General features: G+C 69.7%; 20 protein-coding genes, 1 tRNA gene and 1 pseudogene. 14 read left to right on the top strand and 8 right to left on the bottom strand.

Annotated features, from left to right (window positions below):
* Positions 1–68 precede the first annotated feature (68 nt).
* Positions 69–1,058, top strand: coding sequence for an NAD(+) diphosphatase (gene nudC / locus ABD810_RS23940; protein WP_344944515.1), 990 nt, complete (start codon positions 69–71; stop codon positions 1,056–1,058).
* Positions 1,059–1,142: 84 nt separating this feature from the next.
* Here the strand turns inward: nudC and ABD810_RS23935 are convergent, their stop codons facing one another.
* Positions 1,143–1,388, bottom strand: a complete 246-nt coding sequence (locus ABD810_RS23935) for a mycoredoxin (protein ID WP_344944513.1) — start codon at positions 1,386–1,388, stop codon at positions 1,143–1,145.
* A gap of 87 nt (positions 1,389–1,475) precedes the next feature.
* Complete coding sequence (locus ABD810_RS23930) at positions 1,476–2,498, bottom strand: alpha/beta hydrolase (RefSeq protein ID WP_344944510.1); 1,023 nt, start codon at positions 2,496–2,498, stop codon at positions 1,476–1,478.
* 211 nt (positions 2,499–2,709) lie between these two features.
* On the opposite strand from ABD810_RS23930, the gene ABD810_RS23925 reads away from it, so the two are divergent.
* From ABD810_RS23925 to ABD810_RS23905, 5 genes are all read left to right on the top strand, one after another.
* Entirely contained in the window at positions 2,710–4,776 is a 2,067-nt protein-coding gene (locus ABD810_RS23925; RefSeq protein ID WP_344944507.1) for an ATP-dependent DNA helicase UvrD2, read from the top strand.
* Positions 4,773–5,645 (top strand): acyl-CoA thioesterase, encoded by an 873-nt coding sequence (locus ABD810_RS23920; protein WP_344944504.1) that lies wholly within the window; start codon positions 4,773–4,775, stop codon positions 5,643–5,645. Before ABD810_RS23925 ends, ABD810_RS23920 begins: the two co-directional genes overlap by 4 nt.
* A gap of 113 nt (positions 5,646–5,758) precedes the next feature.
* A complete protein-coding gene (locus ABD810_RS23915; protein WP_344944501.1) occupies positions 5,759–6,097 on the top strand; it encodes a hypothetical protein in 339 nt (112 codons plus the stop codon).
* A 129-nt stretch (positions 6,098–6,226) separates the two neighbouring features.
* Entirely contained in the window at positions 6,227–6,496 is a 270-nt protein-coding gene (locus ABD810_RS23910; RefSeq protein WP_344944498.1) for a WhiB family transcriptional regulator, read from the top strand.
* 49 nt (positions 6,497–6,545) lie between these two features.
* Positions 6,546–6,740, top strand: coding sequence for a hypothetical protein (locus tag ABD810_RS23905; RefSeq protein WP_344944495.1), 195 nt, complete (start codon positions 6,546–6,548; stop codon positions 6,738–6,740).
* Between the two features lie 197 nt (positions 6,741–6,937).
* On the opposite strand, the gene ABD810_RS23900 is transcribed toward ABD810_RS23905, so the two are convergent.
* Positions 6,938–8,281, bottom strand: coding sequence for an ABC1 kinase family protein (locus tag ABD810_RS23900; protein ID WP_344944492.1), 1,344 nt, complete (start codon positions 8,279–8,281; stop codon positions 6,938–6,940).
* Entirely contained in the window at positions 8,278–9,411 is a 1,134-nt protein-coding gene (locus tag ABD810_RS23895; RefSeq protein WP_344944491.1) for a ThiF family adenylyltransferase, read from the bottom strand. Before ABD810_RS23895 ends, ABD810_RS23900 begins: the two co-directional genes overlap by 4 nt.
* Positions 9,412–9,626: 215 nt before the next feature.
* Here ABD810_RS23895 and ABD810_RS23890 point away from each other — a divergent pair, with 215 nt between their 5' ends.
* Positions 9,627–10,142 carry a M48 metallopeptidase family protein gene (locus ABD810_RS23890; RefSeq protein WP_344944488.1) on the top strand — a complete coding sequence of 172 codons (516 nt, stop codon included), beginning with the start codon at positions 9,627–9,629 and terminating at the stop codon, positions 10,140–10,142.
* Complete coding sequence (locus ABD810_RS23885) at positions 10,136–10,726, top strand: DUF2064 domain-containing protein (RefSeq protein WP_344944485.1); 591 nt, start codon at positions 10,136–10,138, stop codon at positions 10,724–10,726. The genes ABD810_RS23890 and ABD810_RS23885 overlap by 7 nt, the downstream gene beginning before the upstream one ends.
* 96 nt (positions 10,727–10,822) lie before the next feature.
* Here ABD810_RS23885 and ABD810_RS23880 read toward each other — a convergent pair whose 3' ends face one another.
* The 3 genes from ABD810_RS23880 to ABD810_RS23870 all read right to left on the bottom strand — a co-directional run bounded on the left by ABD810_RS23880 (position 10,823) and on the right by ABD810_RS23870 (position 13,853).
* On the bottom strand, positions 10,823–11,836 hold the full coding sequence (locus ABD810_RS23880; protein ID WP_344944483.1) for an endonuclease/exonuclease/phosphatase family protein: 1,014 nt from the start codon (positions 11,834–11,836) through the stop codon (positions 10,823–10,825).
* Positions 11,837–11,979: 143 nt separating this feature from the next.
* Positions 11,980–12,522 (bottom strand): NUDIX hydrolase, encoded by a 543-nt coding sequence (locus ABD810_RS23875; protein ID WP_344944480.1) that lies wholly within the window; start codon positions 12,520–12,522, stop codon positions 11,980–11,982.
* Positions 12,519–13,853 (bottom strand): zinc-dependent metalloprotease, encoded by a 1,335-nt coding sequence (locus tag ABD810_RS23870; RefSeq protein WP_425566945.1) that lies wholly within the window; start codon positions 13,851–13,853, stop codon positions 12,519–12,521. Before ABD810_RS23870 ends, ABD810_RS23875 begins: the two co-directional genes overlap by 4 nt.
* Before the next feature lie 64 nt (positions 13,854–13,917).
* Here ABD810_RS23870 and ABD810_RS23865 point away from each other — a divergent pair, with 64 nt between their 5' ends.
* The 5 genes from ABD810_RS23865 (at position 13,918) to ABD810_RS23845 (ending at position 20,099) form a co-directional block, all read left to right on the top strand.
* Positions 13,918–15,006: an NAD-dependent epimerase/dehydratase family protein gene (locus ABD810_RS23865; protein ID WP_344944476.1), complete on the top strand. Its 1,089-nt coding sequence runs from the start codon at positions 13,918–13,920 to the stop codon at positions 15,004–15,006.
* Between the two features lie 72 nt (positions 15,007–15,078).
* On the top strand, positions 15,079–15,504 hold the full coding sequence (locus ABD810_RS23860) for a molybdenum cofactor biosynthesis protein MoaE (RefSeq protein ID WP_344944473.1): 426 nt from the start codon (positions 15,079–15,081) through the stop codon (positions 15,502–15,504).
* A 155-nt stretch (positions 15,505–15,659) separates the two neighbouring features.
* Complete coding sequence (locus ABD810_RS23855; RefSeq protein ID WP_344944471.1) at positions 15,660–16,700, top strand: YlbL family protein; 1,041 nt, start codon at positions 15,660–15,662, stop codon at positions 16,698–16,700.
* 284 nt (positions 16,701–16,984) lie between these two features.
* A complete protein-coding gene (locus ABD810_RS23850; RefSeq protein ID WP_344944467.1) occupies positions 16,985–19,915 on the top strand; it encodes a UPF0182 family membrane protein in 2,931 nt (976 codons plus the stop codon).
* A 107-nt stretch (positions 19,916–20,022) separates the two neighbouring features.
* Positions 20,023–20,099, top strand: a tRNA-Met gene (locus ABD810_RS23845).
* Between the two features lie 102 nt (positions 20,100–20,201).
* Here ABD810_RS23845 and ABD810_RS23840 read toward each other — a convergent pair.
* Complete coding sequence (locus ABD810_RS23840) at positions 20,202–21,014, bottom strand: UbiA family prenyltransferase (protein ID WP_344944465.1); 813 nt, start codon at positions 21,012–21,014, stop codon at positions 20,202–20,204.
* 131 nt (positions 21,015–21,145) lie between these two features.
* Here ABD810_RS23840 and ABD810_RS23835 point away from each other — a divergent pair.
* Positions 21,146–21,746: pseudogene (locus ABD810_RS23835) on the top strand (bifunctional 3'-5' exonuclease/DNA polymerase); the annotation flags it as partial.

Below are 21,746 nucleotides of genomic sequence, written 5' to 3'. Positions count from 1 at the left end.
ATGGCCGGGCATTTCGGACGGTCCTCCTGGGCGGCATAGGATGGGCAATCTGCTGGGAGGTGGCGAAGGTGGAGGAGAGCCCGCTGAGCGAAGGGCTGCTCGGGCCCTTGCTTCTCGCGCGCGGAGGGGTCGACCGGTCCGCGGTGCACCGGAACGACGAGGCCTGGCTGAAGACCGCCTGGGCCGATCCCGGCACGCGGGTCATGCTGATCAACGACGGCAACACTTTGATCCGCCGCCACAACGGCACCGCCGAGCTGGTGTTCCTGGCGCCGCATCAGGCCCCCGCGGGTGAGCGCTACCTTCTCGGGGTCGACCCCGAGGGCGTCGCCTACTTCGCCGTCGCGGTGGAGGCGCCACTGCCGCTGCCCGCCCCCCTGCCGCTACCCGAGGGCACCGAGGTGGCCGGAGCGATCCAGGACGTCCCCGACTGGGCCGACGTCGCCTCCGAAGGGCTGCGCAAGGCCGGGGCCACGCTCGGAGACCGCGACGCCGGGCTGCTGGTCAACGCGGTCGCCCTGGAGGCCTGGCACGCCACCCACGACCACTGCCCGAGGTGCGGCAGCCCCACCACCATCGTGGCCGGCGGGCACACACGGGTCTGCCCCAAGGACGGCAGCCAGCACTTCCCCCGGGTGGACCCGGCGGTCATCATGCTGGTGCACGACGGACACGACCGCTGCCTGCTCGCTCGGGGCCCCCAGTGGCCCGAGGGACGGTTCTCGGTCCTCGCCGGGTTCGTCGAGCCGGGCGAGTCGCTGGAGCAGGCCGTCGCGCGCGAGGTCTTCGAGGAGGTCGGGATCACGGTCACCGACCCGCGTTATCTCGGAAGCCAGCCGTGGCCCTTCCCTCGCAGCCTGATGCTCGGGTTCTTCGCGCAGGCGACCACCACGCACATCGTCTGCGATCCCGAGGAGATCACCGAGGCGTTCTGGGTCACCAGGGCCGAGCTGGGCGTCGCGGTGGAGAACGGCGACATCCGGCTTCCCCCGGGTGTCTCGATCGCCCGCCGCCTCATCGAGACCTGGTACGGGGGATACCTCCCCGGCGACTGGTGACCACGCCCGCATGACGACCGGCGACCGGGGAGACCCCGATCGCCGGTGAGGTGTGGCGTCCGCGTGTGCGAGCGCGCCCTTGGCTCAGGACTGCGCGCGTGCGAGCAGGCCCTTCAGCTTGATGACGGAAGGATTCGTCAGCGTGGTGCCGTCCTCCAGCACGACGGTGGGCACGACCTGGTTTCCCCCGTTGACGCTCATCACGAACTCCGCCGCGGCGGGGTTGGCCTCGATGTCGATCTCCTGGTAGGAGATGCCTTCCCGCGTCAGCTGGCCCTTGAGCCGCTTGCACGGACCGCACCAGCTGGTGGTGTAGACCTTGAGCGCCATAGCGTGACTTGTCCCTTCACGTCCTCCGAGTGGCGTTAGCACTAGCTGGCAACACCCCGAGGATCGCTCGTGTTCCCGGCGCCGAGCTCAGCGCTCCGCGCCGGACCTGCGGACGGTGACCTTGTAGGAAGACGACAGGTGGCTCGAGGTCTGGGAGGCGGCCGACCTCGCGCCGCCGGGCTTCGCCGGGGCCGGCGCCCCGAGCTTGCCGGCGACCCACTCCAGGATGCCCGTGGCGACGCCCGGCTCGCGGTACAGCGGCATGCTGTGGTTGATCCCCGGCACGACGCGGATGTTCATGGCCACCCCGACCTGGTTGAGCTGCTCCTTGAGCAACTCGCTCTGGTAGGCGGGGACGAACTCGTCGGTGGAGTGCACGGTGAGCACGGGCGCGTCGTGCGCGCTCGCGTGCCAGGGCACCTCCATGCTGGACCAGACCCGCGCGCAGGCGCCCGTCGGACGGCAGCCGCCCGCGAGCGCGATGGCGGCCAGGCGCAGCTTGCGCTGGTCGAAGTCGGCGCCCTCGTCCCCGTCGGAGTACGCGGTCAGCGGCGAGATCACCGGCGAGACCCCGACGACGCCGCGCAGGCCCGGAAGACCGTCCTTGTAGGCGCCGACCGAGGTCGCGAGGTGGCCGCCCGCCGAGAACCCGATGATGACGTAACGGTCGGGATCGAAGGAGAAGAAGTCGGCGTGCTTGCGGGCGGTGGCGATCGCCGCCAGCGTGTCGGTGCGCTGGGCCGGCCATGCCGCTTCCTGCGCGAGCCGGTAGTTGATGTTGAAGACCGTGTAGCCCATCTCGGCGTACAAGCGGGTGACCTCGGTCATGTACTTCTTGTCGCCGCTGTTCCACCATCCGCCGTGGACGACGAAGACGCCCGGCTTGCGCTTGGTGTTCGGCTGCCACCACACGTCCATGCGCTGGCGCGCGGACTGCCGCCCGTACGAAAAGGTGCGCACGACGGTCGCGGCCAGGTTCTCCTCGGCGGTGGGAGGGCTGGAGCTGGGGGTGGGGGTGGGCGCGGTGGTCGCACCGGCCGGCGCCACGGCGGCGGGTGCGAGGAGGACGGCGGCCAGCGCCAGAGAACCCACCGTTACCGCACTTCTCACTGGGCTCTTTCCTTCCCCGTAATCATGGCACCCCCATTGTGGGGCAAAGTACCCCTGTTGTGCACGTCGGAGTGCTCCGAACGCACGCATCCGCATACCTAGATCATGCACGCATAGACCTTGATCGTGCGCATGCGAAGCGACGCGCGACGTTCGCTGCTGGAAGGATGATGCCAGCACACCTGTCGGCATCGCACGTTAGGAGGCCCAGTTGGAGCACGAAGACGCCCTCGCCGGGCTCGACCCGGAGCAGCGCCAGGTGGCCGAGGCGGTGCGGGGTCCGGTCTGCGTGCTGGCCGGTGCCGGCACGGGCAAGACGCGGGCGATCACCCACCGCATCGCCCACGCCGTGCGGACAGGTGTGGTCGACGCGCCGAGCGTGCTGGCGGTGACGTTCACCACCAGAGCCGCGGGCGAGCTCAAGCAGCGCCTGCGCGGTCTCGGCGCCCACGGCGTCCAGGCGCGCACCTTCCACGCCGCGGCCCTCCGCCAGCTCACCTACTTCTGGCCCCGCGTGATCGGCGGCGACCCGCCGAGGGTGGTCGAGTCCAAGCTGCCGATCCTGATCGAGGCCTGCCGTGAGATCCGGCGCAACCCCGACCGCGGCGAGCTGCGCGACGTGGCGAGCGAGATCGAGTGGGCCAAGGTCACCCAGGTCGGCCCCGAGGACTACCCCGGCCTCGCCGCCAAGGCCGGCCGTACGCCGCCGATCGCCCCCGAGGAGGTCGCGCGCCTCTACGAGGCGTACGAATCCCTTCGCCGCCGGCGCCACATGGTCGACTTCGAGACGATCCTCGAGCTGACCGCCGCCGTGATGACCGAGCACGCCGAGGTGGCGGCCCAGATCCGCCAGCAGTACCGCTATTTCGTGGTCGACGAATACCAGGACGTCAACCCGCTGCAGAAACTCCTGCTCGACACCTGGCTCGGCGGGCGGGACGACATCTGCGTCGTCGGTGACCCGAACCAGACGATCTACTCCTTCAGCGGCGCGAGCCCGCGCTATCTCACCAACTTCGCCGTCGAGCATCCCGCCGCGGCGGTCATCAAGCTGGTGCGCGACTACCGTTCGACACCACAGGTCGTCGGCCTGGCGAACAGCGTGCTGGCCAAGGCGCGGACACCTCACCGGCTCGAGCTCATCGCGCAGCGGCCCGAGGGCCCGAAGCCGGTCTTCGCCGAGTGCGACGACGAGCCCGCCGAGGCCGAGACCGTCGCCAAGCGGGTCAAGGAGCTGATCTCCCAAGGCGTGCCCACGCGGGAGATCGCGGTGCTGTTCCGCGTCAACGCCCAGTCCGAGGTGTACGAGCAGGCGTTCGCCCAGGCGGGCATTCCCTACCTGCTGCGTGGCGCCGAGAGGTTCTTCGAGCGGTCAGAGGTGCGGCAGGCCGTCGTGCTGCTGCGGGGAGCCGCCCGCTCCGCCAACGACGAGGAGCCGCTCGCGCAGGCCGTCCACAACATCCTCGCCGGCATCGGCCTCACCGCCGAGGCGCCGGGAGGCGGCACCGCCCGCGAGCGCTGGGAGTCGCTGAACGCCCTCGCCGAGCTGGCAGAGGACCTCGCGGCCGAGGGCGGCGACCTGCCGCGGTTCGTCGCCGAGCTTGAGCGCCGCGCCACCGAGCAGCATGCCCCGCCGATCGAGGGCGTGACGCTGGCGTCCCTGCACGCCGCCAAGGGACTCGAGTGGGACGCGGTCTTCCTGGTGGGCCTCACCGACGGCATGCTGCCGATCATCTACGCCGAGAAACCCGAGCAGATAGAGGAGGAGCGCCGGCTGCTCTACGTGGGCATCACTCGCGCGCGCGCCCACCTCCACCTGTCATGGGCGCTCGCCCGGTCGCTCGGGGGCCGCAAGGCGCGTCGCCCGTCCCGCTTCCTCGACGGGCTCACCGGGAACGCCACGGCCGGGAGCCGTACGACCCCTCCGGCGAGAGACCGGCGCTCCGGCCAGGCCCGCATCGCGACCCCGATCCAGTGCCGCGTCTGTGCCAAGACGCTGACCGTCGGGGCGGAGCAGAAACTGGGCCGCTGTGCCACCTGTCCCGCCGACTACGACGAAGAGCTGTTGGAACGTCTTAAACTCTGGCGTACGAACGCGGCGAAAGAGGCAAAAGTGCCGGCTTATGTTGTGTTCACCGACGTCACGCTCCAGGCGATGGCCGAGCGGGTCCCCACCTCCGAGGAGGACCTGCTCGCGATCGCCGGTATCGGCCGCGTCAAACTCGAGCGGTACGGCGAGGCCGTGCTGGACATCTGTCGCGGAGGGGAAGTGACGTGAACGAAGCGCTCAAGGAGGTCCTCGACCTGCTCGACCTGGAGCAGATAGAGCGCGACATCTTCCGTGGCCGCAGCCCCGAAGAGCGCATCCAGAGGGTCTTCGGCGGTCAGGTGGCGGCGCAGGCGCTGGTGGCGGCGGGGCGCACGGTGCCCGACGATCGCGCCGTCCATTCCCTGCACGCCTACTTCATACGGCCGGGGGACCCGGCGATCCCGATCGTCTACAACGTCGAGCGCGTACGCGACGGCCGGTCGTTCACCACCCGGCGGGTGGTGGCCATCCAGCACGGCAAGACGATCTTCTCGCTGTCCGCGTCCTTCCACATCACCGAGGAGGGCGTCAGCCACCAGGCGGTGACCATGCCGACGGTGCCCGGCCCCGACACGCTCCCGATCTTCCAGGACCGCATGCGCGACCTCCTCGGAGACACCGAGCCGTGGAGCGAGTGGCTGGCCAAGCCGCGCCCCGTGGACGCGCGGTACGTCACGCCGCTCACCTGGGAGGCCCACCGCGACCCGTCGCTGCGCGGCTCCGAGACGCAGGTGTGGTTCCGCTACGACGCCGACCTGCCCGACGACCCGCTACTCCATGTCGTGCTGGCGGCCTACGCCTCCGACTACACGCTTGTCGACACCGTGCTGCTGACGCACGGCCTGGCGTGGGGCGCCTCGAACGTCGTCGGCGCCTCCCTTGATCACGCCATGTGGTTCCACCGGCCGCTCAAGGTCGACGACTGGGTGCTCTACGCTCAGGAGTCACCGTGGTCCGGCAACGCTCGCGGTCTCGCCCAGGGGCAGATGTTCACCCCCTCGGGAGAGCTCGCGGTCTCGGTGGTGCAGGAGTGCATGATTCGTGTAGCGAATCCCTGAAAATCGCAGGTAGAAAATATGTTGCCGGGCTGCCCGGTCCGCGTTTAGAGTCATGACCAAGCCGGTCGGACGACATCTGTCCGACCCCGCACACGAGAGGGAGGTGACCACCCGTGAAGAAGATCGTGGATTCGACGTTCGCCACGCCGTGGCTCGCTTCCCTGTGCAGCGAAACCGTCGTTCCCGTCGCGGGTGCCCGGAGCTTCACCGCCCCGATCATCACGCCCGAAATCCTTGGTCTGATGACCGATGGTCCGGCGCGACTGCGACAGGAGAAGTCTGCCTTCCTTCAGGTCCGCCTGGGCAAGGCCGCCTTCGCTTACGACACCACCGGCATGGTCACCGACCACCCGGCCATCTTCGACGGCCCGGTCGGCGACGCGCAGACCAAGAGCACCGCCAATGGTGGGGTGCAGGGTCCGCCACCCTGGAGGCAACCGGTCATAACCTGACCGGTTGAAAATGAGCCTCCAGGCCGCGGATCCGTACCAGGGATCCGCGGCCTTCTTGTTGTACAGCCGCCATTCCGACCACCCAGAGGTAACCGACCAGATCAACCAGCAGACAGAAAGGTGACGCAGATGGCGGTTTGGACGACCATGGACCTGGTCGACGAAGCCGATATCCCGTGTCGTACCGACCCCGACCTGTGGTTCGCCGAGTCCCCCGACGACGTCGAGTTCGCCAAGGCCCTCTGCGGAGGGTGCCCGATCCAGAAGACCTGCCTGGCCCGCGCGCTGGAGCGCGAGGAGCCGTGGGGCGTCTGGGGCGGGGAGCTCGTCATCCGGGGAACCGTCGTTCCCAAGAAGAGGCCGAGGGGCCGCCCGCGGAAGACCCCGGTCGCGGCCTGAACACCTCGCATTCTTTCCACCGACCCACGATCTGCGAAGGACCACATCGATGAACACTCACACCAGCTGGACCAGCGACCTTCCCTATATGCACAAAGAATTGGTACGAGACCGAATACAAACTCTTCACCGCGAGGCCGAGGAGCAACGTCTCGCCAACGGGATAATGCGGGTGAACAAGGCCCGTAAGCAGGCGGAGCGTGCCTCCATGCGCCTTCGGCACGCCCTCGCCCGCCTGGCCTGATCAGCTGATGGCACGGTGACCATGGCCGCTCGCGGCACGGCCGGGATCATCGTATGAACAACAGGAAATGGGGCGGACCCCGATTCACCGGGGTCCGCCCCCGCCTTTTCTCACGCCGCATCCCCGTGGGCCCGGCATTCATTCAGCGGCACCCGCTGGAATCGATTGCTTTGATGCAGCGAGGTCCGGTTGCGGATCTACGAGGCGGCGAGTGCCGTGGCCCTGTCTTCGGGGTCGTCGTCGGCGAAGCCGGGCACCCAGCGGACCACCTCGTCGCGGAAGCGGGCCGTGGTGCCGAGCTGGCACAGCACCCCGATGCCGGCCGCGTGAACCCGGTTGATCAGAACATACGACGGCGGCAGGTTGAGCTGGCGCACGACGTTGGTCGGGCGGAGATCGGTGACGGTCGCGACCTGCTGCTGGAGCCATTCGCGGCTGAAGGTGAACTCCTCGACCTGCGTCGGCTCGACGTACGGGGCGAGGAAGGCGCGCAGCGCCTCGGTGTCGACCTCGATGTGGGGACGGATGAACCCCTCGTCACGTAGCCCCTGGACGACGGTCGCCATGTCCCCCTTGTTGAAGATGCGGGTGAGCGTGCCGAACACCTCGGGGTAGCCGTCGGGCATGCGGTTGACCGCGCCGAAGTCGAGCACTCCCAGGCGGCCGTCGGGAAGCACGCGGAAGTTGCCGGGGTGTGGGTCGGCGTGCAGCATGCCGGCACGCGCGGGGGAGCTGAACAGGAACCGTACCAACAGCAGCCCGGCGCGGTCGCGCTGCTTCTTGGTGCCCGCGGAGATGATCTTGGACAGCGGTGTGCCGTCGATCCACTCGGTCACGATGATCTGCTCGTTGGCGGCGATGACATCGGGCACGAGGAAGTCGGGGTCGTCGTGGTACGCGGTGGCGAACGCGTGCTGCGACTCCGCCTCACGCAGGTAGTCGAGCTCCTCGGTGATGCGCTCCCTGAGCTCGCCGAGCACGGCCTTGATGTCGAGACCCGGCAGCAGCGCCCCGAAGAGCTTGCCCAGCCTGGCGAGCTGCTTGAAGTCGGCCAGCAGAGCCTTGCCCGCGCCGGGATACTGGATCTTGACGGCCACCTCCCGGCCGTCGTGCCAGACGGCCTTGTGCACCTGGCCGATCGAGGCCGCGGCGGTGGGAGTGTCGTCGAACCGCTGGAAGTGCTCCCGCCAGCCGTCGCCGAGTTGCTCGGTCAGCACCGCGTGCACCGTGGACACGGGAAGCGGGGGCGCCGCGTCCTGCAGCTTGGTCAACGTCGCGCGGTAGGGCCCGGCGACCTCGGGCGGCAGCGCGGCCTCGAAGATCGACAGAGCCTGGCCGAGCTTCATCGCCCCGCCCTTGAGCTCCCCGAGGACACGGAAGACCTGCTCGGAGGTGCGCTGCTGGATCTCCTGGGCGACGATTTCGGCGGACTTCCCACCGATCCTTTTGCCCAGCCCGAGAGCGGTGCGGCCGGCGAACCCAAGAGGGAGCGTCGCCAGCTTGGCGGACCGCGTCACGGCGTGTTGGGGGAAGTCACTCACGCGACCATTGTTAGCGGACCGAAGTCGTTTCGACTACAACGACATAGCGGATGAACGCTCCACGAGCGTTTTTTCCAACGCCAATCAGGCATTACGTCAACTGTGCTATTGGTCACAGTGGGTGTGAGGCCGTCGACAGAACCCAGAACATGACCCGTCGCCTGGGCCGCGACCAGCGTTGACAGCACCGTGTCACACGCGATCTCCCCCGCCGGGAAACCGCCCAGGCGCGCGCCGACGACCGGCCACGACGGGTCGCGGTCACGCCGGGTCAGCTCCAGGCAGCGCAGGCATGAAGTGCGCCCTGGAAGCACGAGCGGCCCGACCGATCCGACGCCCTCACCGGCGGTCACGAGCAGGTGAGGGATGCCCAGCGCCACCAGGTCGCGGGGCACCACCACGTCGAGCGGCCCGACCGGGGCCAGGACGACGAGGTCGGGACGGTGGGCCCCGTCGGTGAGCTGGGAGGCCGTACGGCCCGTCCAGGCGTTGACGCCCGGCGCCATGCGGAGCGCGGCCGCCACCGCGCCGTCCTCCCGGCCGCGCCCGACCTCCGCGAAGGACAGCCCGCCAGGGACGACGTCCTGGTGCCGTGTGGTGCCCGGATCGATCACGCACAGATGGCCGACGCCCGAGGCGGCGAGCAGGACGACGATCTGGGCGCCGACCCGGCCGGCGCCGTACACCCGCACGTAGGCCCGGCGGCGGCGCTCCAGCGCCGTGAGCCCTCCGTCGCCCGCGTCGGCGGCCGACAGGGAAAGGGCGTCGAGATCGGGCCCGAGCCGGTCGCGCTCGGCGGCGGTCAGCCCGCGCAACGGCTCGGGCCTGACGGACGCGTCGTCGAGCACGCCCCGCTCGGTCAGCAGGCGCACGACCTGGCGTACGGTGGTCTCGTCGAGATCGCCGCGGGAGACCAGCTCATCGAGCGTGCGCGTGCCGTCGAGGCTCTCGACGAACCGGCGCATGCGAGGCTCCAGATCGGTAAGCACGACCGCGCGGAGCGGATGAACGCCCAGCTGGAGGGTGTGGTCGTCACGGTGGAGGCGGCGCAGAGCCGGCTTCAGCCGCGGCCGGACGGGCTCGCGAGGAGCCTGCCGTGCGGGGGGTGCGTCATGGAGTGGCGAGGTCACGATCGCGCAGCCTGGCACAACCCCGCCCTCGACCGGGCCGCGTTGTACCCACCTGTGGATAACTCAGGGGATACGGCGGTCGTGGCGTGGACTCACGTGTCCCATGGGACCTATGTGAGCACCGTCCCAGGCGAACATTGGGCGAACGCGGATTGACCAGGGAAAACGTGATTCCCCCCCTGTGGAATCCCAGGAGTCTCAGCTACCGTTCATATGTGCCCCCCGAGACAGTCGAGGTCCGCCGGAGTGCACGCCGACGGCGGACCGTATCCGCATACCGCGATGGCGACAAGACGATCGTGCTGCTTCCTGCCGGTCTGAGCAGGATAGATGAAGAACAATGGGTGCGCCGGATGCTCGATCGGCTCGCCGCCAAGGAGCAGCGGCGACGCCCGAGCGACGATGACCTCCTGGAGCGGGCCCGCGATCTGGCAGCACGCTACCTCGACGACAGGGCGATGCCCTCCAGCGTGCGCTGGGCGGAGAACCAACGACACCGCTGGGGGTCGTGCACTCCTGACCACGGCACCATCCGGCTCTCGACCCGCCTGCGTGGCATGCCCGCCTGGGTGGTCGACTACGTGATCATGCATGAGCTGGTACACCTGCTGGTCCCGAGCCACGGTCCCCGGTTCTGGGCGCTGGTCGAGCGCTATCCCCGGGCCGAGCGTGCGCGTGGCTTCCTGGAGGGCTACTCCATGGCCGCCAACGGATCAGTGGAAGAGTGTTGAGGCTCGCCGCGGTCCTGGTCACACCGGCGATGGGCAAGGCGGCGCCACCCGGGGTCGACCCCGAGGAATTCCTGCTCGCCCTGGCCGAGGACACCTACGAGGTCGTGGCCGGGCTCGACCTGGTCGAGCCGGTGATCCTCGCCGCCGGTGTCGCCGGGCTGGAGGACCTGGCCTGGCCGGGCACCCGCGTGATCTCCATCCCCGACTCCGCCGGCCTGACCGAGGCGTTCGCGGCGCTCCGGCCGCACGGAGAGGAGGCGGTGGTCATCGGCGGCGACGCGCCCGACCTGCCTCCGTTGCTGATCGGCAAGCTCTTCCGCGAGCTCGGACGTGCCCCCGTCGCCGTCTGCCCGGCCGCCGGCGGCGGTGCGGTCGCGATGGCCGCGCGGCTGCCGTTCCCGGCCTGGGCCACCGCGGGCCTGGACGACCCCGACGTGGTGGCCCGCCTCCGCGCCCAAGCCCCGGGGAGCCGGATGGTCGCCACCGGGCCCGGCTGGCACCGGCTGCGCACCCCCGGCGACCTGGCCCGGCTCGACCCCGGACTCGAAGGCTGGGACAACACCAGGGCCCTGCTCAGCGCCTGAGACCTGTCTGCCCGGCCTGACCAGCGACGCCGCCCGGTCGCCGTCGTGCCCAGCCCGGCCCCGTGAACGCCGCACCCGTCGCGGACGCTCGCCCTGTCAGGGCGTGGTCGGCAAGGTGAGCTCGGTCAGCACAGCGCGATGATCGGTGCCCGGCACGTCGTACACCTGGTAGTTCCGTACGGAGATGCGCTGGTCGACCAGCACATGGTCGATCGTGATCAGCGGCGGGACCCGTTTGTTGGCCGGCCACGTCGGGGTGAGGCCGCCGCCCGTGATGTCGCCGGCGTCGTGGTACCCGCGCCCGACCAGCCTTCGCATCTCGGCATGGTCGAGGCTCGCGTTGAAGTCGCCGGCGAGGATGCGGAACGGTCCCGAGGCCGGCCCCGGCGGCAGCGCCCGGAGCCCTTCGGTCCACGCGAAGATCTGGCGGCCGAGCGGGGGAAGGGTGTGCACGTCGACGACCTCCACCTCGGCTCCCCCCGGCATCGTCAGCTTGACCGCCGGCATGTTGTGGCCGATCACCGGGAACAGCCCCTTCAGCTGGGTGATCGGGTGGCTGGAGTAGATGCCGCTGCCCGCCGCGTTCCACTCGTCCTCCAGGACGCGGTAGGGCATCAGCTCCTTCAGCCCGGCCGCGTCGAGATCCTCCACGGCCCCCGGGGTCAGCTCCTGGGTGCTGAGGATGTCGGGACGGTGCCTGCGGACCAGGTCGACCACGGTGCCCGCGTCACCGCGGCCGAAGAAGAGGTTCGCCGTGAGCAGCGTGAACGGCCGTCCGGGGGCGGTCTGCGCTTCCCCGAAGGCGCGGGGGAGGACGCTGAACCCCAGAGCCGCGGTCGTCGCGAACGCGACCGCGGTCACCGCCTTCTTCCGGGACAGGACGGAGAGAAGCAACGGAAGCAGAGAGCCCGCGGCGGCGTACGGCGTGGCGCTCATGATCTGTGCGGGGAACGATCCACGCTCCAGCCCGCCCAATCGTGCCACGGCCCAGGCGGCGAACGGCGTCACCGCGAGCCACGCGAGCTTCCCCGGCACGCGCCGATGAAGCAACCCTCGCCGGGACGGGGTCACGATCACGCCGCCCACCGGTGTCTCGGTCGTGGTGTTCACCCATCCCCCGGCTCAGCCTCGGTGTTTCGATCTCCGACCCTATCCACCGGATGTATGAACCGCGTGAAGAAACCGGGGCGACCGGCAGCGTGTCAGCGCGAAAGGGCCGATGTCAAAGCCGCCACCGGCCGGGCGGGCCTCCGTCAGGACAGCAGGAGTGATCGCGCCCGCCGGGCGAGGCGGCGGGTCGCCTCGTCGGTCGGCTCGGGGATGTCGTCCACCGGCACCCATCGCAGGTCGAGCGACTCGTCACTGATCACGAACTCGGCCCCCGGCGGCGCCACCGCGCCGTACTCGACGTCGAGATGCCAGCTGTGGGGCGGATGGCACCAGACCTGATGCCGGTCGAGGGCGAGCGGCCCAGGCAGGAGCCTGAGCCCCGGGATGCCGGACTCCTCGGTGGCCTCGCGCAGCGCGGCCTCCTCGAGCGAGGTGTCGGAGACCTCGCAGTGCCCGCCCATGGGCAGCCACATCTCCGCCTTGGGATGCAACGTGAGCAGCACCTTGCCGCCGTCGTGGGACAGCACCGCCGTGGTGGCCGTGAGGTGGCCGGGCACGCATGACCGCCACATCGCGTCATCGCGGGTGTGCAGGTGCTCCAGGAACTGCTCGCGGAGCGCCTCCTCGGTGGGAGTGGGCGCCGTCCACCGGGCCAGCGCCGCCCGCGCCTCGTCACGCAACGTCACTGGTCGCCGGGTTCCCTCGTGCCACCGTCGGAGGGCTTCTCGGGAGGCCCGGTGTCGGGCCTGTCCGAAGTCCCGCCTTCGTCGGGCTTCACCTGGTCCTCGAACGCCGAGAGGTCGAGCCTGGCCTCACCCCGGACGAAGGCCTGGGGATCGTCCAGGTCGGTCGCGGTCGGCATGAGGTCGGGGTGGGACCACACCGCGTCGCGCCCCTCGATGCCCCGGTCGGCGGCGAGCGCCTGCCAGAGCGCGGCCGCCTCGCGCAGCCGCCGGGGGCGCAACTCCAGCCCGACGAGGGTGGAGAAGGTGCGCTCCGCCGGGCCTCCGGTCGCGCGCCGGCGCCGGACGGTCTCCGACAGGGACGCGACGGAGGGCAGCTTGCCCTGGGCGGCGGCGTCGGCCACCGTGCCGACCCAGCCCTCGACCAGCGCCAGGATGGTCTCCAGCCGCACCAGCGCGGCCTTCTGACGCTCGGTGTCCTCGGGCTTGAGCAGCGCGCCGCCGCTCAGAGCCTCCTGGATCTGCTCGGGGTTGCTGATGTCGAGCCCGCGGATCTGCTCCTCCAGCGCGGAGGTGTCCACCGTGATGCCCTTGGCGTACTCCTCGACCGCGCCGAACAGCTGGGTGCGCAGCCAGGGGACGTGCTGGAACAGGCGGTGGTGTGCCGCCTCCCTGAGCGCCAGGTACAGCCGGATCTCCTCGGAGGGCATCTCCAGGCCGTGGCTGAACGCGGCGATGCCGCCGGGCAGCAGGGCCGCGGTCTCGGAGAGCGGCAGCCCGATGTCGGACGAGCCGATGACCTCGGGGGCGAGCGTGCCGAGGGCCTGGCCGATCTGGCTGCCGACCATCATGCCGCCCATCTGGCGCATCATGCCCATGAGCGGCCCGAGCTGCGCGGCCATGGCCTGGCCCTCAGCCCCCAGACCCGCCGCGCCCAGAGTGCCGCCCATGGTGTCGACCATGCGCTCGGCGATCGGGTCGCACAGCTGTTTCCAGACCGGGACCGTCTTCTCGATCCACTCGGAACGGCTCCAGGCCTCCGGGTTGGTCACTCCGCTCGGCAGCTCGGTGACCTCGTTCAGCCAGAGGTCGGCGAGGCGCAGCGCGTCGACGATCTGACGGCGCTCGCCTTCCATGACGCTCGGATCACCTTCGGCGACCACGGCGTGGCGCGCGATGTTCTTGGCCATATCCCAATTGACGGGCCCGGTGCCCGCCGGGGCCGACAGCATGTCGGCGAACTGGCGCATGGCCGCGGCCATCTGCTCCGGATCGCCGAACATCGCGAACGGATTCTCGTTGGGGTCGTTTTCGCGACCTGGCAGGTCAGTCACCGCTCTACCTCGTGCAGGATGGAGGAGTCCACATCCGCCACGTTATCCGTCGTAGGGCGGATCAGTGCAAAGTGAGGACCTCGTGCCTACCTCGAAACGCCTCCGGCCACCGGTCGTCGCCGTCACCGGCGCGGCTGCAGGGCTGGGGAGAGAGTTTCTCTCCCGGGTCGCCTCGTCTGCGGATTTCCGCCGTGTGGTGGCGATCGACGATCAGCGGGGTGACGTCCCGGGCGTCACCTGGCGGGTGCTCGACGTCAGAGATCCGCTCTTGGCGAACCGCATCTCCGATGTGGACGTGCTGGTCCATCTCGCCGCCGACTACACCCTCGACGCGGACCCGGCCGAGCGCCGCGCCTACAACCTCCGGGCCACGCAGACCGTGCTCACGGCCTCGGCCGCCGCCAGGGTACGGCGGGTCGTGCTCGTGACCAGCGCCATGGTCTACGGGGCGGTGCCGGACAATCCGGTCCCGCTGCCCGAGGACGCCCCGGTGGCCGCCGAGCCGGACTCCGGCGTCGTCGGCGACCACCTGGAGATCGAGGCGCTCGTACGGCGCTGCCTGCGCAGCCACCCGGGCCTGGAGGTGACGGTGCTGCGCCCGGCCGCCGTGGTGGGGCCGGGAGTGGACACGGTCGTCACGCGCCACTTCGAGGCGCCGCGCCTGCTCACCGTCAAGGGATCGGCGCCACGCTGGCAGTTCTGCCACGTCGAGGACCTGGTCTCTGCCCTGGAGGTCGCGGCGCTCGGCCTGGTCTCCGGTGTGGTGACCGTCGGCAGCGACGGATGGCTAGAGATGGAGCAGGTCGAGGAGCTGTCCGGCCTGCGGCGGTTCGAGCTCCCCGCCGGGGTGACGTTCGGCACGGCACAGCGGCTGCACCGGCTGGGCATCACTCCGGCCCCCGCCACGGACCTGCACTACGTCGTCTACCCATGGGTGGTCGACGGAGCGTCGCTGCGTGCGGCCGGATGGAAGCCGGCGTGGACCAACGAGGCCGCGTTCCGCCAACTGCTGGAGCTGCGCGAGGGCAAGCACGCGGTCGTCGGCCGCCGCCTGTCCGGCAAGGACGCCACGCTCACCGCCGCGGGCGCCACCGTCGCGGTGATCGGCACCGCCGCCATCGTCCGCCGGGCCCGGCGCAAGCGGCGGATCTAGGCGGCCGATTCGCCTACCGGCTCGGGCCTGGGGTTCCCGGGCGGTGTCCGGAGGGCGGAGTAGTCTCGTGCCGTGAACGCCATCCGATTGCTGGGCATTCGAGACACTCCGCTCTCCGTGGACGAGGTTCTCGGGGCTGTCGGCGACCATGGGGCAGGCGGTACGACGCTGTTCGTCGGCACCGTGCGGAATCAGGACCACGGCAAGCCCGTCACCCTGCTGTCCTACTCCGCGCATCCGAGCGCGGAGGCGGAACTGCGCCGGGTGGCGGAGAAGGTCGCCGCCGACTTCCCGGTGGTCGCGCTCGCGGCCGTCCACCGAGTGGGCGACCTGAGGCTGGGCGACCTCGCGGTGATCGTCGCGGTGGCCGCCGCGCACCGGGGCGAGGCCTTCGAGGCCGCACGGCGCCTGATCGACGACCTCAAGGGCGAAGTGCCGATCTGGAAACACCAGATCTTCGCCGACGGGTCCGCCGAGTGGGTCGGGGCCTGCGACTGACCTGGGTCTTCCCCGCCTCGGCACCCCCCTGTGATCGGTGCGCTCACCGCCTCTGAGCAGGCGATCCGCCGTCTTCGGGATTGTGATTGACCTGGATGTCCGCCCTGTGTGTGTCCGCGTAACCGTGGTCGCGGTGAGCGCATAGAGTTGCCACCATGTCCCGACGTCTGACGTTGTTGGTTGCGGGCGTGCTCACGCTCCTGCTCGGCGGCGCCGGCGCGCTGCTGCCTGTGCCGTACGTCGCGCTGAGCCCCGGTCCGACGGAGAACACCCTCGGCGAGGTCAAGGGCAAGCCGGTCATCAGCATCTCGGGACGTCAGACCTATCCCACCTCAGGCAAGCTCAGCCTGGTCACCGTGGCCTATCAGGGCGACCCCGAAGCGCACATCGACCTGTTCACCGCACTGCGCGGCTGGATGGACCCGACCGTCGCCGTCGTCCCCGAAGAGACGATCTTCCCCAAGGCCGTGTCGGTCAAAGAGGTGGAGCAGCAGAACACCCAGGAGATGAGCACCTCCCAGCAGGACGCGACCGCCGCGGCGCTGAACGAGCTGAAGATCCCCATCAAGGTCGTCGTGGCGGTGGCCTCGACGCAGAAGGGCAAGCCCGCCGACGGCAAGCTGCGCCGCAACGACCAGATCACCGCGGTCGACGGCACGCCGGTGCACACGATCGACGAGGTCGCGGCCGGGGTGCGCAAGCACAAGCCGGGGGAGCCTGTGACCTTCGCCATCGAGCGCGACGGCAAGCCGGCCACCGTTGAGGTCGACACGGTGGCCGGCGGCAACGGCTCCATCGTCGGCGTGATGATGGGCACCCAGTTCAAGTTCCCGTTCACCGTGAACGTCAACGTCGGTGACGTGGGCGGGCCAAGCGCGGGCCTGATGTTCTCGCTCGGCATCTACGACAAGCTCACCCCGGGCCCGCTCACGGGCGGCACGTCCATCGCCGGCACCGGCACGATCACCCCCGACGGCAAGGTCGGCGCGATCGGCGGCATCCAGCAGAAGATGGTCGGCGCGCGGAACACCGGTGCCACGGTGTTCCTGACGCCCGCCGACAACTGCGACGACGCCCTCCAGGCGGTGCCGAAGGGGCTGCGCCTGGTGAAGGTGGGCACGATGCACGAGGCCGTCAAGGCCATCGACGCGCTGCGCACGGGCTCGGGGCAAGTGGCGAGTTGTTCGGCCCCATGACGCGGCCGGGTCCCGTGGCGGGGAACCCGCCGCGTGTCCGAGGCGTTGGGCCACGTGTACGCGCACGTCCCATCCGGTGGCGTCGCGCGTCTTTCGAGCCGTGTCCCCCGTCCTTTCCCCCGCGGAACGGCGGTCCACGGGCCGGCCGCAAGTTGTGGCCTGACCGTGCTCAGGGCTCGGAGCACGACCTCTTCACCACCGGTGTAGGTTGCCAGACACGGACCGTTACTCGTGAAATCTAGGGGTGGGCCTTGACCTTCCGGAACCCCGGCGCGGGTCGGGCGATGCGATTGCCCCGCCGGCCCCGGCTTCTCGTTCCCGTCGCGATCACTTTGATCGTGCTCGTCATCTTCTTCTTCGTGTTCGCCGGTATCTTCACCGACTGGCTCTGGTTCGACTCGGTCGGGTACACCTCGGTGTTCTCGACCATGCTGGTGACCCAGTTGCTGCTCTTCGTCTTCGGCGCGCTGTTGATGGCGGGCATCGTCGGCGGCAACATGATCCTCGCCTACCGCGCGCGGCCCCTGTTCGGGATCGGCATGTTCGGCGGGGCATCCTCGCAGGGCGCCGACCGCTACCGCGCGGCGGTCGACCCGCACCGCAAGATGGTCTTCATCCTCGGGCTGGCGGTGCTGGGCCTGTTCACCGGCTCCTCGACCGCGGGGCAGTGGAAGACCTGGCTGCTCTGGCTCAACGGGTCGTCATTCGACAGGCCTGATCCGCTGTTCAAGATGGACATCTCATTCTTCATGTTCACCTATCCGTTCATCCGGATGGTGCTCACGTTCCTCTTCACAGCGGTCATCATCTCGATCATCGTCGCGGCGATCGTCCACTACCTGTACGGCGGCCTGCGGTTGCAGTCGCCCGGTGTGCACGCCACGCGCGCCGCCCGGATCCACCTGTCTGTGCTGGTCGGCCTCTTCGTGCTCCTCAAGGCCATCGCGTACTGGGTCGACCGGTTCGGCCTGGTCTTCTCCGACCGGGGCAAGGTGTTCGGGGCGTCGTACACCGACGTCAACGCCGTGATGCCGGCCAAGAGCATCCTGGCGATCATCGCGCTGATCTGTGCCGCCCTGTTCTTCGCCGGGGTCATCCGGCCCGGCGGCATGCTTCCCGGTGTCGGCTTGGGGCTTCTCGTGCTCTCGGCCGTCCTGGTCGGCGGCGTCTACCCGGTGCTCGTCGAGCAGTTCCAGGTCAAGCCGAACCAGCAGAGCAAGGAGCAGGACTCCATCAAGCGCAACATCGAGGCGACCAGAGACGCCTACGGTGTCGCGTCCACGGAGGTCGCTCCGTACAGCGCGAAGACGCAGGGCACCCAGCAGGAGCTCCAGAGCGAGGTCTCGACGATCCCGGGCGTGCGCCTGCTCGACCCGACCGTGCTGTCCCCGACCTTCGAGCAGCTCCAGCAGATCAAGGGCTACTACCAGTTCCCCGACCAGCTCGACGTCGACCGCTACAAGATCGATGGAGTCTCCCGTGACACCGTCGTCGCGGTCCGCGAGATCGGCCAGCCGCCCGACCGCAACTGGATCAACGACCACCTGGTCTACACCCACGGTTTCGGGTTCGTCGCCGGTCCGGGCAGCAAGACCGACCCCCAGGGCAAGCCCGACTTCATCGTGAAGGACATCCCGCCCACGAACGGGCTGGGCACCTTCGAGCCGCGCATCTACTTCGGCGAGAACTCCCCGGAGTACTCGATCGTCGGCGGCGGCAAGAAGATCGAGCTCGACTTCCCCGAGCAGAGCAACACCGGACAGGGCAGCGGCCAGGAGAACTTCACCTACACCGGCAAGGGCGGGGTCCCCATCGGGAACTTCTTCACCCGCCTGCTCTACGCCGGCAAGTACAGCGAGACGAACCTGCTCCTGTCGTCGGACATCAACGACAAGTCGCGCATCCTGTACAACCGTGAGCCGCGCGAGCGCGTCCAGCAGGTGGCCCCGTTCCTCACGCTCGACGGCGACCCCTACCCCGCGGTGGTCAACGGCCGCATCCTGTGGATCGTCGACGGTTACACCATGTCCGAGGACTACCCCTACTCCGAGCGTCGCAGCTTCGGGGACATGACCCGTGACACCTCGACCGACAGGCTGCTGACCCCCCAGCAACCGCGCGACCACATCAACTACATCCGCAACTCGGTCAAGGCGACGGTGGACGCCTACGACGGCACCGTCTCGCTCTACGCGTGGGACGACAAGGACCCGCTGCTCCAGACCTGGCAGAAGGCCTTCGCCGGCGTCATCAAGCCCAAGTCGGAGATCTCGCCCCAGCTCATGGAGCACCTGCGCTACCCCGAAGACCTGTTCAAGGTGCAGCGCGACATCCTCGGGAACTACCACGTCACCGACGCGAACGCCTTCTACGGCGGCCAGGACTTCTGGAAGGTCCCGGAGGACCCGGCCAGCTCGAAGACCAAGCAGCCTCCGTACTACGTGACGCTGAGGATGCCGAACGAGACGGAGCCGCGGTTCTCGCTGACCACCACCATGGTGCCGAACAACCGGGACAACCTGGCGGCCTTCATGGCGGTGGACGCGACGGGCGCCGCCGGTACGAAGATCAAAATCTTGCAGCTACCGAGCGACACCACGATCCCCGGTCCTAAACAGGCGCAGAACACCTTCGACACGAAGGCCGCCAGCGTCCTGAACGACCTGCGGATCGGCGGCACGACCGAGACGCTCAACGGCAACCTGCTGACCCTGCCGTTCGGCGGAGGCCTGCTGTACGTCGAGCCCGTCTACGTCCAGCCCAAGGTGCAGAACTCCGCGCGGTATCCCACCCTGGCCAGGGTGCTGGTCATGTTCGGCTCGGACGTCGGCATCGGCACCACGCTGAAGGACGCGCTCGACCAGGTGTTCGGCCAGGGCCAGCAGACGCCGACCGTTCCGACGACGCCCAACCAACCGGCGACACCGGGCGTCACGACCGATCTCGCCAATGCCTTCGACAACGTCCAGAAGGCGTACGACGACGGCCAGAAGGCGATCAAGGGCGGTGACTTCGCGGCGTACGGCGAGGCGCAGAAGCGGCTCGCCGAGGCACTGAAGCAGTTGGAGAACGCGTTGGGCAAGCAGAAGTCGAGCCCGACCGCCACTCCCACCGCCACGCCGACGGTGACGCCCACTCCGGTGCCCTCGGCCGCGGCGGCGACCACCGCCACGCCGGCGGCGACTCCCACCCCGTCGCCGACACCGAGCTCATAGCGGTTTTCTGGGTCCGGTAGACCGGCGCCGGTCTACCGGACCCAGAACATCGAGGGCATTGATTTGCCAGTGCTCTGCGGGCCCGATAGTCTTTAAATGCAAGCCGACGCGGGGTGGAGCAGCTCGGTAGCTCGCTGGGCTCATAACCCAGAGGTCGTAGGTTCAAATCCTACCCCCGCTACCACGAAAGGCCCTGATCGCGAGAGATCGTGATCAGGGCCTTTTGCCGTGTCACCGGCGGGCGCGTTCGCTGCGTCACCGGCGGGCGCGCCGGGCCGCCACGTGATCACACCAGATGGCCTCCTTGGGCGACGAACATCGTCACGTCGATCGCGGCCACGGCCACGGTCACGGCGAACGCGGCCTGCCGCAGCGAACGCCTGGCCAGCGGCAGGCTCACGGCGAGCACGAGCGCGACCGCACCGAGGCCCACCACGGCGACCGGGCCGCGATCCTCCGGAGCCAGCGCGATGACCACGGACGCGGCCACCAGGAGAAGGGCGGCCCCAAGCCGTGCCCGGGTGGGCCCGAGTCGCTGGGGCAGCCCCCGCACCCCGAGGGCGAGGTCGTCGGGCAGGTCCGGAAGGACGTTGGCGAAATGAGCGCCCATGCCCAGCAGCGCCCCTGCCAGCAGCGCCCACCACTCCGGCCAGGGCCGCCCGGGCAAGCCAAGGGTCACGAACGCCGGCAGCAGGCCGAAGGCCAGCGCGAAGGGCAGCGGGGAAGCCGGGCCGGCCTTCAGACGGAGGTTGTACAGCCATCCGCAGGCGACGGCGGCGAGGTGCACCACTCCGGCCAGGACGCCACTGGCGAGCGACAGCGGCACGCACAGGGCCAGCGCGGTGAACGCGGCGACCGCCACCGTGCGGGGCGCCACGGAGCCACCGGTGAGCGGCTTGTCCGCCCGGCCGATGGCACGGTCCCGCGTACGGTCGATCCAGTCGTTGCTCCATCCGATCGACAACTGGCCGGCCAGCACGGCGGCGCCGACCAGTACGGCGCCGCCCCCGCCCCTCCCGACACCGACGGCGAGAGCGCATCCCGCCGCCGTGACGACCACCGTGGGGCCCGGATGAGACGCCCTGATCAACGCAAGCATGTGATCAGACTCGACCTTCCGCCCCCACGCGCGCAACGCGCCACCGGGATCGCCGTCAGGACGGGCGGCCGGGGTACGGCCACTCGAAACTGTGATCGAAGACCGTCGGTGGGTTCGGATAGTCTCCCGGTATGCGGATCGCGGTGACGGCGGACGCCGAGGGCGGCACGCTGCGACCGATGGGGGAAGACGCCAGGCGCGTCGGCGACCTCGCGAACGCCATGGGCGCGCTGGAGCGTGCCTCGCGGCCCCGCTGGGTCTGGGCCGACACCCGGGCCATCTATCCCACGCTCCTCGCCCGTGATGTGCGCCTCGCGCGCTGCCACGACCTGACGCTCACCGAGTCCCTGCTCCTCGGCCACGAGGGCAGGTACGGCGAGCCCAGGTCGGCGCAGGCCGCTTACGCCAGGCTGCGCGGCCTGCCCGTCCCCGACGACGCGGCGGGCCCTCATGCCGTGCAGGACACGCTGTTCGAGCCGGAGCCCGCCGAAATCGACGTCACCGAGGTCTACACCGACCAGCTCCGGAGGATCGAGGCCACCGAGAGCCCGAGCCGCTTCCGGTTGCTGGTGGCCGCCGAGTCCGCCGGGGCGTTGATCGCCGCCGAGATGGGCCACGACGGCATGCCCTGGCGTGAGGATGTCCACGACAAGCTGCTCACCGAGCTCCTCGGGCCCCGGCCGGTCCACGGCATGCGTCCCGCGAAGCTCCAGGCGCTCGCCGACCAGGTGA

The sequence above is a fragment of the Sphaerisporangium flaviroseum genome (assembly GCF_039537005.1).
GTDB classification, from domain to species: domain Bacteria; phylum Actinomycetota; class Actinomycetes; order Streptosporangiales; family Streptosporangiaceae; genus Sphaerisporangium; species Sphaerisporangium flaviroseum.
The sequence above is the reverse complement of the archived record's forward strand: the minus strand, read 5'-3'. Positions and strand labels throughout refer to the sequence as shown.